8 protein-coding genes are annotated in these 14,760 nt (G+C 31.9%); all 8 read left to right on the forward strand.

Going from position 1 to position 14,760, the window contains the following annotated elements; genetic code table 11:
- Positions 1-32: 32 nt before the first annotated feature.
- The 8 genes from BXQ17_RS12370 to BXQ17_RS12405 all read left to right on the forward strand — a co-directional run bounded on the left by BXQ17_RS12370 (position 33) and on the right by BXQ17_RS12405 (position 14,697).
- On the forward strand, positions 33-1,436 hold the full coding sequence (locus BXQ17_RS12370; RefSeq protein WP_077810938.1) for a sugar porter family MFS transporter: 1,404 nt from the start codon (positions 33-35) through the stop codon (positions 1,434-1,436).
- Entirely contained in the window at positions 1,437-2,174 is a 738-nt protein-coding gene (locus BXQ17_RS12375) for an SGNH/GDSL hydrolase family protein (RefSeq protein WP_222927889.1), read from the forward strand.
- Between the two features lie 22 nt (positions 2,175-2,196).
- Positions 2,197-5,037 (forward strand): glycoside hydrolase family 2 protein, encoded by a 2,841-nt coding sequence (locus BXQ17_RS12380; protein ID WP_077810939.1) that lies wholly within the window; start codon positions 2,197-2,199, stop codon positions 5,035-5,037.
- 37 nt (positions 5,038-5,074) lie between these two features.
- Complete coding sequence (locus BXQ17_RS12385) at positions 5,075-8,374, forward strand: DUF5107 domain-containing protein (protein WP_077810940.1); 3,300 nt, start codon at positions 5,075-5,077, stop codon at positions 8,372-8,374.
- A gap of 15 nt (positions 8,375-8,389) precedes the next feature.
- Positions 8,390-9,904, forward strand: coding sequence for an arylsulfatase (locus BXQ17_RS12390; RefSeq protein ID WP_077810941.1), 1,515 nt, complete (start codon positions 8,390-8,392; stop codon positions 9,902-9,904).
- A gap of 101 nt (positions 9,905-10,005) precedes the next feature.
- Positions 10,006-12,837, forward strand: a complete 2,832-nt coding sequence (locus tag BXQ17_RS12395; RefSeq protein ID WP_222927890.1) for a sugar-binding domain-containing protein — start codon at positions 10,006-10,008, stop codon at positions 12,835-12,837.
- 24 nt (positions 12,838-12,861) lie between these two features.
- Positions 12,862-13,746: a family 16 glycosylhydrolase gene (locus BXQ17_RS12400; protein ID WP_077810942.1), complete on the forward strand. Its 885-nt coding sequence runs from the start codon at positions 12,862-12,864 to the stop codon at positions 13,744-13,746.
- Positions 13,747-13,848: 102 nt separating this feature from the next.
- Complete coding sequence (locus BXQ17_RS12405) at positions 13,849-14,697, forward strand: T9SS type A sorting domain-containing protein (RefSeq protein ID WP_077810943.1); 849 nt, start codon at positions 13,849-13,851, stop codon at positions 14,695-14,697.
- The last annotated feature ends 63 nt before the right edge of the window (positions 14,698-14,760 follow it).

Consider the following 14,760-nt stretch of genomic DNA (forward strand, 5'->3'; position numbering starts at 1 on the left):
CCACAACAGTTTACTTACCAAAACAATAATTTATGTCTAAAACTAAATTTAACTTTGCCTATTTATTATTCCTTGCACTAGTATCTGCAATGGGTGGTTTCCTTTTTGGCTACGATTGGGTAGTTATAGGAGGCGCAAAACCATTTTACGAACTCTTTTTTGATATTAGTTCGCAACCAACATTACAAGGTTGGGCAATGAGTAGTGCGTTAATTGGCTGTATTTTTGGGGCGGTAATTTCTGGCTTTGTAGCAGATAAATTTGGTAGAAAACAACCTTTAATTTTAGCTGCAGCTTTGTTTACGTTATCTGCTTTTGGTACTGGTTATGTAGATGAATTCACCCCCTTTATAATTTATAGACTTATAGGTGGTTTAGGTATAGGATTGGCGTCTACTTTATCGCCAATGTATATTGCAGAAATTGCACCAGCAAAATATAGAGGTCAATTTGTAGCGATTAATCAATTAACACTAGTAATAGGAATTTTAGCTGCTCAAATTGCAAACTTTTTAATCGCAGAAGCTATACCAGATAGTTTTTCGCCAGAAATGATTTTAGCTTCATGGAATGGGCAAACAGGATGGCGTTGGATGTTTTGGGCAGAAATAATTCCTGCAATCTTATTTTTTGCGTTGATGTTTATCGTGCCTAAAAGTCCAAGATTTTTAGTAAAAATAAACAATAATGATACTGCCAAATTGGTTTTATCTAAAATAGGTGGAACTTCTTATGCAGAAGAAGAGTTGGCCAATATTAAGCAAACACTGCAAGAAGGAAATACCTCTAAAATTAGTTTTTCTGATTTTAAAAGTCCAAAGATTAAACCTATCCTAATTATAGGTGTTGTTTTGGCAATATTCCAACAATGGTGTGGTATCAATATTATTTTCAATTACGCTGAAGAAATTTTTACAGCAGCTGGTTACAGTGTAGGAGATATGTTATTTAACATTGTAATTACTGGTAGTGTAAACCTAATATTTACACTTGTTGCAATGCGAACGGTAGATAGTTGGGGTCGTAGAAAATTAATGCTATTAGGTTCTATTGGTTTAGGTGTTGTGTACATTATTTTAGGTGGTGCTTATTACATGGAATTTACAGGTTTACCTGTTTTAATTTTAGTAATTACTGCCATTGCAATTTATTCGATGTCTTTAGCACCAATTACATGGGTAGTTTTATCAGAAATCTTTCCAAATAAAATAAGAGGTGTAGCAATGTCTATCGCAACATTTTCACTATGGGTAGCTTCATTTATATTAACCTTTACTTTTCCAATTTTAAATGATGCATTAGGAGCTTCAGGTACATTTTGGGTATATGGTTTCATCTGTATAGCAGGATTTTTATTTATAAAAAATAAGTTACCTGAAACCAAGGGTAAAAGCTTAGAAGAAATAGAAATAGAACTAACAAAAGACAAAGAATAAATGATGAAATTAAAAAAACATAAAATTCTAATTGTTATTTTATTAATGAGTTTAAACTTTGCTTGTGCTCAAGAATTTTCTAATTCAAATAAGGATATTGTAAAGCACTATTTAGATTCACTAAAAAAAGAATTAAAAGTAAAGTGGCCAAAGAATAGAACTATTAATCTGGTTTTTCACGGGCATTCAGTTCCTACAGGTTACACTACAAGAGGTGTTATAGATCGCTCAAATTCTTATCCGTACAGAACCTTAAAAAAGGTCAACGACTTTTATCCGTATTCTGTGGTAAACACTATCACAACTTCAATTGGTGGGGAACAAGCAGAACAAGGAGCAAAACGTTTTAAAGCTGAGGTATTAAATCATAGGCCAGATGTACTTTTTATTGATTATGGATTAAATGATAGAAGTATTGGTTTAGAACGAGCAAAAATTGCTTGGGAGCAAATGATAAAAGAAGCCTTGCATTATGGAGCAAAAGTAATTTTGCTAACCCCTACACCAGATTTAAAAGAAGATATTTCTTCAAATGAAACTCCTTTAGCCAAACATAGTGCACAAATAAGAGCGTTAGCAAAAAAGTATAATGTTGGTTTGGTAGATAGTTATCAGCTATTTAAAGACTTGGCATCAATTCAACCATTAATAGGGTATATGTCTCAGAACAATCATATCAATCAAAAAGGACATCAATTTGTTGCAGATGCTATTTTCGAATATTTCAAAATACACTAATAGAAGAAAGAAGATTTACTAAATGAAGTTTTTACAAACCATAAAAGTTATACTTATTTGCTCGTTTTTACTGGCATTAAATGCTTGTGCAAAAAAAGCAGAGAAGCAAATAGATTTATCTGGCAATTGGAGGTTTAAAATTGATTCTTTAAATGTTGGAGAAAAGCAAAACTGGTTTTTAGATAAACTATCAGATACTATTAAGTTGCCAGGTTCTATGGCAGAAAATGGTAAAGGAGATGATATTACTGTAAACACAAATTATACAGGTAATATGTGGAATGATAGTTTGTGGTATACAGATCCAAAAATGGCAAAGTATAGAAAAGAAGGAAATATTAAAATTCCTTTTTGGTTGCAACCTGTTAAAGATTATAAAGGAGCGGCTTGGTATCAAAAAACGGTAACTATTCCAGAGAATTGGAATGGTAAAACCATCAAACTACATTTAGAACGTGTGCATTGGGAGTCTACAGTTTGGGTAGATAACAAAAAAGTAGGCATGCAAAATAGTCTAGCTACAGCACATAATTATGATGTAAGTAATTTCTTAACTTCTGGAGCTCATACCATTTCTATTCGAGTTGATAATAGTATAAAAGATATTAATGTTGGTAAAGATGCCCATAGTATTTCTGATAATACACAAACAAACTGGAATGGTATTGTTGGCGGTATTAAGCTTGAAGTTGCTCCTAAATTGGCATTAGGGGTAGTAAAATTGTATCCAAATGTTTCCACTAAATCAGTAAAAGTTGTTGCTCAAATACAAGGTGATACACAAAATACTAAACCAGAATTAACCCTTCAAGTTAGAGAGAAATCAAATCATAAAAATATTTTAGAACAAGTTATAAAAGATGTTCAGCTAGATGTAGATAATAAAATAGTGGTAAACTTTAATATGGGAGAAAACCCTAAGCTTTGGGATGAATTCAACCCTAATCTTTATGAAATGCAACTTGTTTTAAAATCTGATGAAGCAGTTGATACAAAACGTATAGATTTTGGGATGAGAGAGTTTAAAGCTGATGGTACTATTTTTAAAATAAATAACCGCCCTATATATTTAAGAGGAACTCTAGAGTGTGCAATTTTTCCAAAAACGGGCTATCCCCCAACAGATGTAGATTCGTGGAAACGAATTCTAAAAATTATTAAATCGCATGGATTAAATCATGTTCGTTTTCACTCTTGGTGTCCACCTGAAGCAGCATTTATAGCAGCTGATGAAATGGGCGTGTATATTCAGGCAGAAGCATCTGCTTGGTTAGCAAATTTAGGAGATGGAACACCAGTTGATCATTGGTTGTATAAAGAAGGTGAAGCTATTATTGATGCTTATGGAAATCATCCTTCTTTTGTCTTAATGACTTACGGAAATGAGCCAAGTGGAAAATATCACAAAGAATATTTAACCAAATACGTAGATCATTTTAAAAATTTAGATAACAGACGTTTGTATACTAGTGGTGCAGGGTATCCGTATTTGCCAAATATGGATTATTATAACCATAGAGGTCCTAGAATTCAAGGTTGGAACGAAAATTTAAAAAGTATAATTAATGCCAAAGCCCCTCAAACAGTATTCGATTGGAGTAAGTTTATAGATAAAACTCCAATGCCTTATGTAAGCCATGAAATGGGCCAATGGTGTGTGTATCCAAACTTTAAAGAAATGTCTAAATACACTGGTGTTTTAAAACCTAAAAACTTTGAGATTTTTAAAGAAACTTTATCAGAAAATGGGATGAGTGATTTGGCAGAGGATTTTTTGATGGCGTCAGGTAAATTGCAAACGCTGTGTTATAAGGCAGATATTGAAGCAGCTTTAAGAACCAAAGGGATGGCTGGTTTTCAATTACTAGATTTACATGATTTTCCTGGACAAGGAACAGCTTTAGTAGGCGTTTTAGATGCTTTTTGGGATGAAAAAGGATACGTAACTCCAGAAGAATTTAAACAATTTAGTGGAAAAACAGTTCCGTTAGCGCGTTTAGAAAAAAGAACTTTTCAAAATACAGATACTTTATCAGCTGTAATTGAAATTGCTCATTTTGGAGAAGCAACATTGGATAATGTAACTCCAAAATGGACATTCACAAAACCTGATGGAAGTATTTTTTCTGAAGGAAAATTAAAAACAACTAACATCCCGTTAGGAAATGGAATTCAATTAGGTGTAATTAATCAATCTTTTAAGAAAATTACGAAAGCTCAAAAATTAACGTTAAGTATTACTGTTAATGAATTTAAAAACAGTTGGGATATTTGGGTATATCCAAATGAAAAAGCACCTATAAAAAATAAGAAAGGCTATAAAGTAACCAATAAATTAGATGCTAAGACATTAGCATATTTAAATAATGGAGGAAGTGTTTTATTGAACATCACCAAAGGAGACATTACTCCAGAATATGGAGGTGATATCGGAATTGGTTTTTCAAGTATTTTCTGGAATACCTCTTGGACTAAAGAACAAAAACCACACACACTAGGAATCCTTTGTGATCCTAAGCATCCTGCGTTGGCTCATTTTCCAACAGAATACCATTCTAACTGGCAGTGGTGGGATGCCATGAGTCATTCTAACGCCATCATTTTTGATGAACTTCCAGAAATTAATCCAATAGTTAGGGTAATTGACGATTGGTTTAAAAACAGAAAAACAGCACTACTTTTTGAAGCTAAAGTTGGTAAAGGAAAACTACTGTTTTCTGGAATAGACTTACACACAAATTTAGAAGAAAGATTAGAAGCAAAACAGTTGTTGTATAGTTTAGAGCACTATGTGTCAAGTGATGCTTTTAATCCTATAATAGAACTAAAAGAGAAACAATTAAAACAAATGTTAAAGTATTAATACTCTTTTTTTTGAGTGTTATGTAAAACAAAGTCATATGAGAACTGTAAAAGCCTGGGAGGAGAAAGTGATGATTCCTACTTACGAAGTTGGAGCTCCAGAAAAATATCCTGTTTTTTTAGAAAAAAGAGTATATCAAGCAAGTAGTGGAGCAGTATATCCACATCCTGTAATAGAAAAAATTAGCGATACAAAAGTAGATAAAGAATGGGATGCTATTTTTATAGAAAATGATTATATAAAATTAATGATTTTACCTGCTTTAGGTGGAAGAATTCAAAGAGCTTACGATAAAATTCGTAAGCGTGACTTTGTATATTATAATCATGTAATAAAACCAGCACTTGTAGGTTTAACTGGTCCTTGGATTTCTGGAGGAATTGAATTCAACTGGCCACAACACCATAGACCAAGTACTTACGATCCAACAGATTTTTATATAGAAGATAATGAGGATGGTAGTAAAACCATTTGGGTAAGCGAATTAGAACGTATGTTCCGTACAAAAGGTATGGCAGGTTTTACCTTACATCCAGATAAAGCATATATAGAAATTAAAGCACATTTATACAACAGAACACCTCATCCACAAACTTTTTTATGGTGGGCAAACCCTGCTGTAGCTGTTAATGATCATTATCAATCTGTATTTCCTCCAGATGTAAATGCAGTATTTGACCACGGAAAACGTGATGTTTCTGAATTTCCAATTGCAAAAGGAGAATACTATAAAGTAGATTACTCACCAGGAACAGATATTTCTAGATATAAAAATATTCCTGTACCAACAAGTTATATGGCAATTACGTCTAAATATGATTTTGTGGGTGGTTATGAGAATGATTCTAAAGGAGGATTATTACACGTAGCAGACCATAATGTGTCTCCTGGAAAAAAACAATGGACTTGGGGTAATGGAGAATTTGGAAAAGCATGGGATAGAAATTTAACAGATACAGACGGACCATACATAGAATTAATGTGTGGCGTATATACAGACAATCAACCAGATTTCTCTTGGATGCATCCTTACGAAGAGAAAAGCTTTAAGCAGTATTTTATGCCTTACTATAATGTTGGTGTAGTAAAAAATGCAACCAAAGAAGCTTTAGTAAACTTAGAAATGGTTGATGGTAAAGCATTGGTAAAAGTATATGTTACCTCTACCTATAACAATTGTGTAATTACTTTAAAAGCAAATGATACAGTAGTACACGAAGAAGTTGTAAACCTTTCTCCAGAAGTAGGTTTTGAACAATCTGTAGAAATAGGAACTAATACGTTTGATGATTTACAAATATCAGTAAATGATGCTGCTGGTAAAGTATTGGTCTCATGGGAACCAGACAAAGATTTATCGGAAGAAATTCCTGAACCAGCAAAAGCTGCTAAAGATCCTAAAGATATCGATACTGTAGAAGGTTTGTATTTAAGAGGATTGCATTTAGAGCAGTACAGACATGCTACTTTTAATGCCACAGATTATTATGAAGAAGCGTTAAGAAGAGCACCAAAAGATGTACGTTGTAATAATGCAATGGGGCTTTGGTATATGCGCAAAGGGCAATTAGAAAAATCTATCCAATATTTTAACACGGCTATCGAAACGTTAACAAGTCATAATCCAAATCCGTATGATGGAGAACCTTACTTTAATAAAGGGTTGGCTTTAAATTTCTTAGGTAAAAAAGAAGAAGCGTACGCAAGTTTCTTTAAAGCGTGTTGGAATGCACAATGGCAAGATGCAGGTTACTTTAATTTGGCGCAAATAGATTGCTCTAAAGGTGATTTAGAAAAAGCGTTAGACCTTGTAGATAGAGCATTAATTAAAAACTGGCACAATCATAAAGCAAGACATTTAAAAGTTGTTATTTTAAGAAAACAAGGTAAACTAGAAGCTGCTGGTAAATTAATAGAAGAATCTTTAGCTATCGATAAGTTTAATTTCGGGGTTTTATACGAACGTTATATTTTATCAAATAAACAAGAAGATGTAGAGGCTCTTAAACATATTTTAAGAAATAATGCGCATAATTATATTGAGTTTTCTCTAGATTATGCTTCGGCAGGTCAGTTTGATGAAGCTGTGGCTTTATTAAAAGTACACACAGAAGAGAATACTAAGGTTTATCCTATGGTACACTATTTTATGGGATGGTTTTACGACCAAAAAGGAGATCATACAAATGCATTAGAAGCTTACAAAAAAGCCTCTCAAATGCCAGATAAATATTGTTTTCCAAATAAAATAGAAGAAGTATTAGCGCTACAAGCTGCTTGTATAGCAAACCCATCTGATGCCAAAGCATTTTATTATTTAGGTAACTTTTGGTATGCAAATAGACAATATGTTGAAGCGCAAGAATGTTGGGAAACATCCGTGAAATTAGATGAACGTTTTGCAATTATCCATCGTAATTTAGCTTTACTGTATTACAACAAAACCAATCAAAAAGAGTTGGCAGTAAAACATCTAGAAAGAGCCTTTAAGATAGATAATACAGACGCTAGATTGTTAATGGAGTTGGACCAATTGTATAAGAAAATAAATGTATCTATAGACAAGCGTTTGTCTCTTTTAGAGCAATATATAGAGTTAACCAATTCTAGAGACGATTTATATTTAGAGCGCATTTCTCTATACAATTTAAAAGGCGATTTTGAAAAAGCGAAAGAATTGATAGAAAACCGCCAGTTTCATCCTTGGGAAGGAGGAGAAGGTAAAGTACCTTTTCAATATTTAACCTGTTATACAGAACTAGCTAAGAAAAACATTAACGCAAAGAATTTTGAATATGCAATTGAGTTGCTCATCGCAGCAAAAACATATCCTCATAATTTAGGTGAAGGTAAATTGCATGGTACCGTAGAAAATGATATTGATTATTGGTTAGGTTGCGCCTATGAAGGTTTAGGTGATAAAGATAAAGCAAAATCATACTTTGAGTTAGCATCAGAAGGGTTAAGCGATCCTAGTCCTGCAATATTTTATAACGATCAGCAACCAGATAAAATTTTCTACCAAGGTTTAGCTTTACAAAAATTAGGAAAATCTAAAAAAGCAGAAAAGAGATTTGATAACCTCTTAAACTATGGTTTAGCGCATATGAATGATAATGTAAAGTTAGATTACTTTGCCATTTCACTACCAGATTTATTAATTTGGGAAGAAGATTTAAACGTTATTAACAAAATACATTGTAACTATTTAATTGGTCTTGGTCAATTAGGTAAAGGCAATGATGCAGGGGCTATTGAAGCTTTCGATAAAGTAAAACGTACAAACCTATCTCATATACCAGCAAATATTCATGCACAATTGGTTGGTGTTTCATAATATTACTTAAACTTCATGAACTTTAAATATTTAATGTATTACAGTATTATTTTCTTCCTTATGGGAGTAAATAGTACTGTTTTTTCTCAAAAGAATAATCCCAATATTGTCATCATTTATGTAGACGATTTAGGTTTTGGTGATATCGGAGTAAATGGAGCAATTGGGGTAAAAACACCTAATATTGATACTTTAGCAAAAAATGGTTTAAATCTTACTGATGCACACTGTTCTGCTGCAACTTGTACACCATCTCGTTATTCTTTATTAACAGGTAGTTACGCTTTTAGAAGTAATGCTGCTATTTTAGAGGGTGATGCTCCCTTAATAATAGATACCAAAAAAGAGACGTTACCAAAAATGTTGCAAAAAGCAGGATACACAACAGGTGTAGTTGGTAAATGGCACTTAGGTTTGGGTAAAGGAAAAATAGACTGGAACAAGCGTATTCCTTTAGGACCAAAAGAAGTTGGTTTTGATTATAGTTTTTTAATTCCTGCAACAGGAGATAGAGTACCTTGTGTATTTCTTGAAAACCAAGAAGTTGTTGGTTTAGATATTAATGATCCAATAACTGTAAGTTATGGTTCTAGAATTGAAGGTTATCCTTGGGGATTTAAACATCCAGAATTATTAAAACAACATACAGATCCTTATCATCAAGGAGCTGTAATTAATGGAATTAGTAGAATTGGTTATATGAAAGGTGGAAAAGATGCACTTTGGGTAGATGAAGATTTTCCTTTTGTATTAACCGATAAAGCCAACGATTTTATAAATAAAAATACGGAAAAACCATTCTTTTTATATTTTTCGTTACACGACATTCATCAACCAAGAATAGCAAATATTAAGTTTGTAGAAAGTAGCAGTATGGGACCTCGTGGAGATGTTATTGCTCAAATGGATTGGTGCGTGGGTCAAATTACAAAAACCTTAAAAAAACACAATCTTTTAGAAAATACGTTAATCATTTTTACTAGTGATAACGGACCTATTTTAGATGATGGATATGTAGATTATGCTAGAGAATTAGTTGGAGACCATAAACCAGGAGGTATTTTTAGAGGAAGTAAATATTCTGTTTATGAAGCAGGAACTAGAATGCCAACAATAGTACATTGGCCAAAAGAAGTAAAACCAGGTACGAGTTCTGCATTGTTATCTCAAGTAGATTTGTATAAATCTCTGGCTTGTTTAGTAAAACAAGATATTGAAAAAGATGCGGCTCCAGATAGTCAAGATTTTTTAAAGTCGTGGTTAGGGAAATCGAATAAAGGGCGTAAATTTTTATTAGAAGAAGCCTATACTTACGGTTTAAGAATGGGAAAGTGGAAATACATAAAACCTAAAAAGAAACCTGTGCCTAATTGGATTGTTCAAAAATTTGTAGATCCAGGATTTAGAGAAGAAGTGCAATTATTTAATTTAGATGAAGATCCATCAGAAAAAAATAATGTCTATAAAAATCACCCAAAAATAGTTGAGGTAATGGAACAAAAAATCAATGCAATTTTAGATCAGAAATAGATTTATAAAGTTTAAAATATGAGTTAATCATATGAGATTTAATAGAAAATATAGCAATTGCGGAAAATTAAATTATTAAGAATTCAATTTTAATATTACCAATGAAAAATAAAATTACAATAATGTTGAATAAATTTAATGTACAAAAAACAGGTCTTTTCACAGGGACTCTAATTATATTATTAATATTGAATAGTTGTTCAAAAGCACCAGCTTCTATAACTATTTCTGGTCAATGGCAAGTAAAACTAGATTCAACAAATATTGGTAATTCACAAGGTTGGGCAAACAGTAAATTTACAGGAACTTCTATAAACTTACCAAACACTTTAGATGGTGCAAAAATAGGAACTCCAGATACACTAAAGCCTGCTATTAACAATTATGTGATGTCTAATTTAACTAGAAAATATCAATATATTGGTAAAGCATGGTATCAAAAAGAAATAGAAATTCCAACTTCTTGGAAAGATAAAAATATTCAATTAGGTTTAGAACGTATTATTTGGGAATCATCAGTTTATATAGATGGTAAATTAATAGGAAGCGCAAATAGTCTTGTTGGTAGTCATAATTATGATCTAACAAATAATTTAACTCCAGGAAAACATTTGCTTACAATTTGTATAGACAATTCTAATAAGTTTCCATTGATTAATGTTGCAGGTACAATGTATCCAGTTAAGGTTAATCAAGATATGGCACATGCCTATACTAATCATACGCAAATAAAATGGAATGGTATTTTAGGCGATATGGAGCTAGTTGCTCACGATAAAAACGAGCCAGAAAACATTCAAATTTATCCAAATGCAGCGCTGAATAAATTAAAAGTAACATTTAATCAGCCTACTCAAGTTGGAGAGTCTGTAAGTCTTATTATAAAATCTACTGGTGGTGTTGAGGTGTATAACAATAAAGTAAAGACCTCTAAAACTGAAGGAAATGAGTTTGTATTAGAAATTGATAAACCTAAAGACTTAGAATTATGGGACGAATTTAATCCTAAATTATATGATGTTGAGTTAGTTACTAATACAGGTACAACTAGTGCAAGATTTGGTTATAAGTTTGTGAGCAGTAAGGGTGGAGATTTATTATTAAATGATAAACGAATTTTCTTAAGAGGAAATTTAGAATGTGTAATTTTTCCTTTAACAGGGCATCCACCAACAAAAAAAGAAGAATGGGCTACATTAATAAAGCAAGCTAAAGATTATGGATTAAATCACTTACGTTTTCATTCATGGTGTCCACCAAAAACAGCATTCGAAGCAGCAGATGAAGCAGGTTTTTATGTGCAAGTAGAATTACCTCATTGGAGTTTAAAAGTTGGTGAAGACAAAAAAACAACCCAGTTTTTAAAAGAAGAAGCAGATAAAATAATTAAAGATTACGGAAACCATCCATCGTTTATTTTTATGGCTTTAGGTAACGAATTACAGGGAGATATAAGTGTTTTAAATGATATGGTTGCAGATTTAAAACCTAAAGATAATAGACATTTGTATGCAACTACTGCATTTTCATTTCAACAACCAACTGGTACAAGACCAGAAAAAGAGGATGAGTTTTTTATTGCACAATGGACAGATAAAGGATGGATTAGAGGGCAAGGTATTTTTAATGCAAAAGCACCTCACTTTAATGCAGATTATACTTCAGGAGCAGGTCATATAAACGTACCTTTAGTATCTCACGAAATAGGACAGTATTCTGTATACCCAGATATGAGTGAAATCGAAAAATATACAGGGGTACTAAAACCATTAAATTTTATTGCTGTAAAAAATGATTTAGAGAAAAAAGGACTTATAGATTTAGCACCAGATTTTACGTATGCTTCAGGAAAATTAGCAGCATTATTATACAAAGAAGAAATTGAACGTGCATTAAAAACACCAAGTTTTGATGGTTTTCAATTATTACAATTACAAGATTTTCCGGGTCAAGGTACAGCTTTAGTTGGTTTGTTAAATGCATTTTGGGAATCTAAAGGTGTAATTTCTGCAGAAGAATTTAGTCAATTTAATAGTGAGTTAGTTCCGCTAATTCGATTTGAAAAAGCAGTTTATGAAAATGAAGAAACATTTGAAGCTTCTATAGAAATTGCTAATTTTTATAAAGAGTTAAAAAATAAAACTATAGATTGGGTTATTACTGATGAAGCAAAAAATGTAGTAAACAAAGGGTCTTTAACTGATGTAAATTTAGTGATAGGCAACAATACCAATTTAGGTAAAATTGTCCATACTATTAAAATTAATAAGGCTAAAAAACTAACCATAACAGTTCGTGTAAACAATACGAAATATAAGAATAGTTGGAATATTTGGGTATACCCAAAAAACCTTTCTACTACGGATGATGATATAGTTTTTACTGCATCTATAGCAATAGCCGAAAAAGCATTGCAAAAAGGGAAAAAGGTATTTTTAAACCCAAATCCAAAATCATTAAAAGGAATTACAGGTCGTTTTGTTCCTGTATTTTGGAGTCCTGTTCACTTTCCAAATCAACCAGCAACAATGGGTGTCTTGTTAGATGAAAAACATCCAGCATTTACTAAATTCCCAACAGATTCTTACAGTAATTGGCAATGGTGGGATTTATGTATCAATTCAAAATCTATCATTGTAGACGCCATTAATGCCAAACCTTTAGTACGCGTAATCGATAATTTTGTTACCAACCACCACTTAACCAATTTATTCGAAGCTAAAGTTGGTAAAGGACAATTGGTATTTTCTTCTATAGACTTAACTTCAAATTTAAATAAAAGGCCTGTTGCTAGACAGTTAAAACACAGTGTTATAAATTATATGAAAAGCAGCTCTTTTAATCCTTCAAACTCAATAAACATAGAAGATATAAAATCTTTAAAATTAACGGGAAAACAATCTAATTTCTCTGCAAAAGATATTTATCAATAATAATAGATAATCAGTAATTTTAAAATGTACAACAAACTTAATAATCAAAGCAGTCAGTTTTTTTTAAGTATTATTTTATTCACTTTTGTGTTTGTTTCCTGTACTGAGGGTAATTCAACATCATCTGATGACGAACAATTTAATGATTTAGATGATGATACAGTTACAGCTGTTAAACCATTTCTAAATTCGGTAAATACAAGCAATTGGATTTTAATGTTTGAGGACAATTTTGATAAATTCGAACCTACTAAATGGACCAAAAATAACTCAGCAAAAAGTAGAGCAGCTCGACCAGGGGTAGGTATTAACCAATGGTTTTGGAAACCAGAAAATGTAAGTTATAAAGATGGAAACTTAGTTCTTAAAAGCGAAAAAGTAGCTAATGATGTACTGAATTGCGGAGGTGTTTTTACAAATAATTTATTCGAATTCAAATACGGTTATATAGAAGCTAAAATAAAAATTGCAGAAACTTTTTTTGGTACTCATACCGCTCTTTGGTTGCAAGGAGATAATATGGGGAATATAGATGGTACAGGTAATGACGGTGCAGAAATAGATGTTTTTGAATCTGCTTGGATTGGTGATTATACAAAAAGTGTAGTACATATAGATGGCTATGGACAAAGCCATAAAGCAAATACAAGACGTTATGAAACACCTGGCCTTCACTCTGGTTACCATACTTTTGGATTACTTTGGAATGAAGATAAGTTAGAGATTTACTATGATGGTCAGTTTAAAACACGTTATCAAGGTATATGGGTTCCACAAGTAGAAGAATTTCTTTGGTTATCAACAGGGGCAAGTTTTGGAGGTGCTGCAAATACTAATTTCTCCGAAAGAAAAGTTGGAGAATATACTGAAGCTAAAGTAGATTATATTAGAGTATGGAAAATGAAGTAAGTTAAAAAGTAATTATGTCTATGTTTTACTAATAGAAGTCCATTTTTTAGTTAGTTAAATTGGGTAGTTTTATATCAAACATTTTTAACTAAACACTTTATTATGAGACTAAAAATTACTTATTTATTCATTTTGTTAATTGGTTCAACAAACTTAATGTTTGGACAGACTATGGTTAATGACTTTGAAAATGGTACAACAGAGGATGCACTAACAAATGTAGGTGGTGGTATTACTACTGAAATTGTTGATAACCCTAATGCCAGTGGAGATAATACCACAGCAAAAGTTTTAAAAATTGGTAGAAATGCAACACAATGGTGGATTTTTGCGGGTATCGATGTTGCAGATATTGCTATTTCAGATACCGAAACAAAATTTTTAAGTTTTATGGTTTATGGCCCTAAAACTGATCTAGCTGTAAGATTTAACGCAACAGCTGATGATAATAACGGAACTAATGGAGGTATTATAAGACCTACAACTTTACATTCTGGAGAAGCTCAATGGGAACAAATCGTGATTCCAATTGTAGATAGCCAAACAGCTACAAGTTTTACAGGTAGCACTCTTTTTAAAATCGTTTTTCACCCAGATATAGCTGATGCAAGTATTGTTGAAGGAGGACAAATTCTAAACGATACAGATAGTTTTTTATATATTGATGAAATTAAAATTTTAGATAGTAATCCATTAAGCATATCAAACTTTGAATTAAACAATACTATTTCCTTATTCCCTAATCCTGCTAGAAATGTTTTTAAAGTAGACACTCTTAATAATATTAGTATAAGAGAGGTTTCGGTTTATAATATTCTTGGTAAACAAGTAAATGTTTTTAACATTGGTGTAAATCAATTTGATATTTCTTCTTTGTCTGCAGGAATGTATATGGTAAAAATTACAGATAGTAAAGGAGCTTCAGCTTCTAAAAAATTATTTGTACGATAATTAATAATTACCGTCGAGTTTACTTGATAAACATTACTAAAAACAGATGTATTTATATATCTG

The sequence above is a fragment of the Polaribacter sp. BM10 genome (genome assembly GCF_002005425.1).
In the GTDB taxonomy this organism is placed as follows: domain Bacteria; phylum Bacteroidota; class Bacteroidia; order Flavobacteriales; family Flavobacteriaceae; genus Polaribacter; species Polaribacter marinaquae.

Excerpts from the sequence above, each read along its gene's own strand:
- BXQ17_RS12370 (WP_077810938.1), top strand. The coding sequence starts at position 33 with ATGTCTAAAACTAAATTTAACTTTGCCTATTTATTATTCCTTGCACTA.
- BXQ17_RS12375 (WP_222927889.1), top strand. The coding sequence starts at position 1,437 with ATGATGAAATTAAAAAAACATAAAATTCTAATTGTTATTTTATTAATG.
- BXQ17_RS12380 (WP_077810939.1), top strand. The coding sequence starts at position 2,197 with ATGAAGTTTTTACAAACCATAAAAGTTATACTTATTTGCTCGTTTTTA.
- BXQ17_RS12385 (WP_077810940.1), top strand. The coding sequence starts at position 5,075 with ATGAGAACTGTAAAAGCCTGGGAGGAGAAAGTGATGATTCCTACTTAC.
- BXQ17_RS12390 (WP_077810941.1), top strand. The coding sequence starts at position 8,390 with ATGAACTTTAAATATTTAATGTATTACAGTATTATTTTCTTCCTTATG.
- BXQ17_RS12395 (WP_222927890.1), top strand. The coding sequence starts at position 10,006 with ATGAAAAATAAAATTACAATAATGTTGAATAAATTTAATGTACAAAAA.
- BXQ17_RS12400 (WP_077810942.1), top strand. The coding sequence starts at position 12,862 with ATGTACAACAAACTTAATAATCAAAGCAGTCAGTTTTTTTTAAGTATT.
- BXQ17_RS12405 (WP_077810943.1), top strand. The coding sequence starts at position 13,849 with ATGAGACTAAAAATTACTTATTTATTCATTTTGTTAATTGGTTCAACA.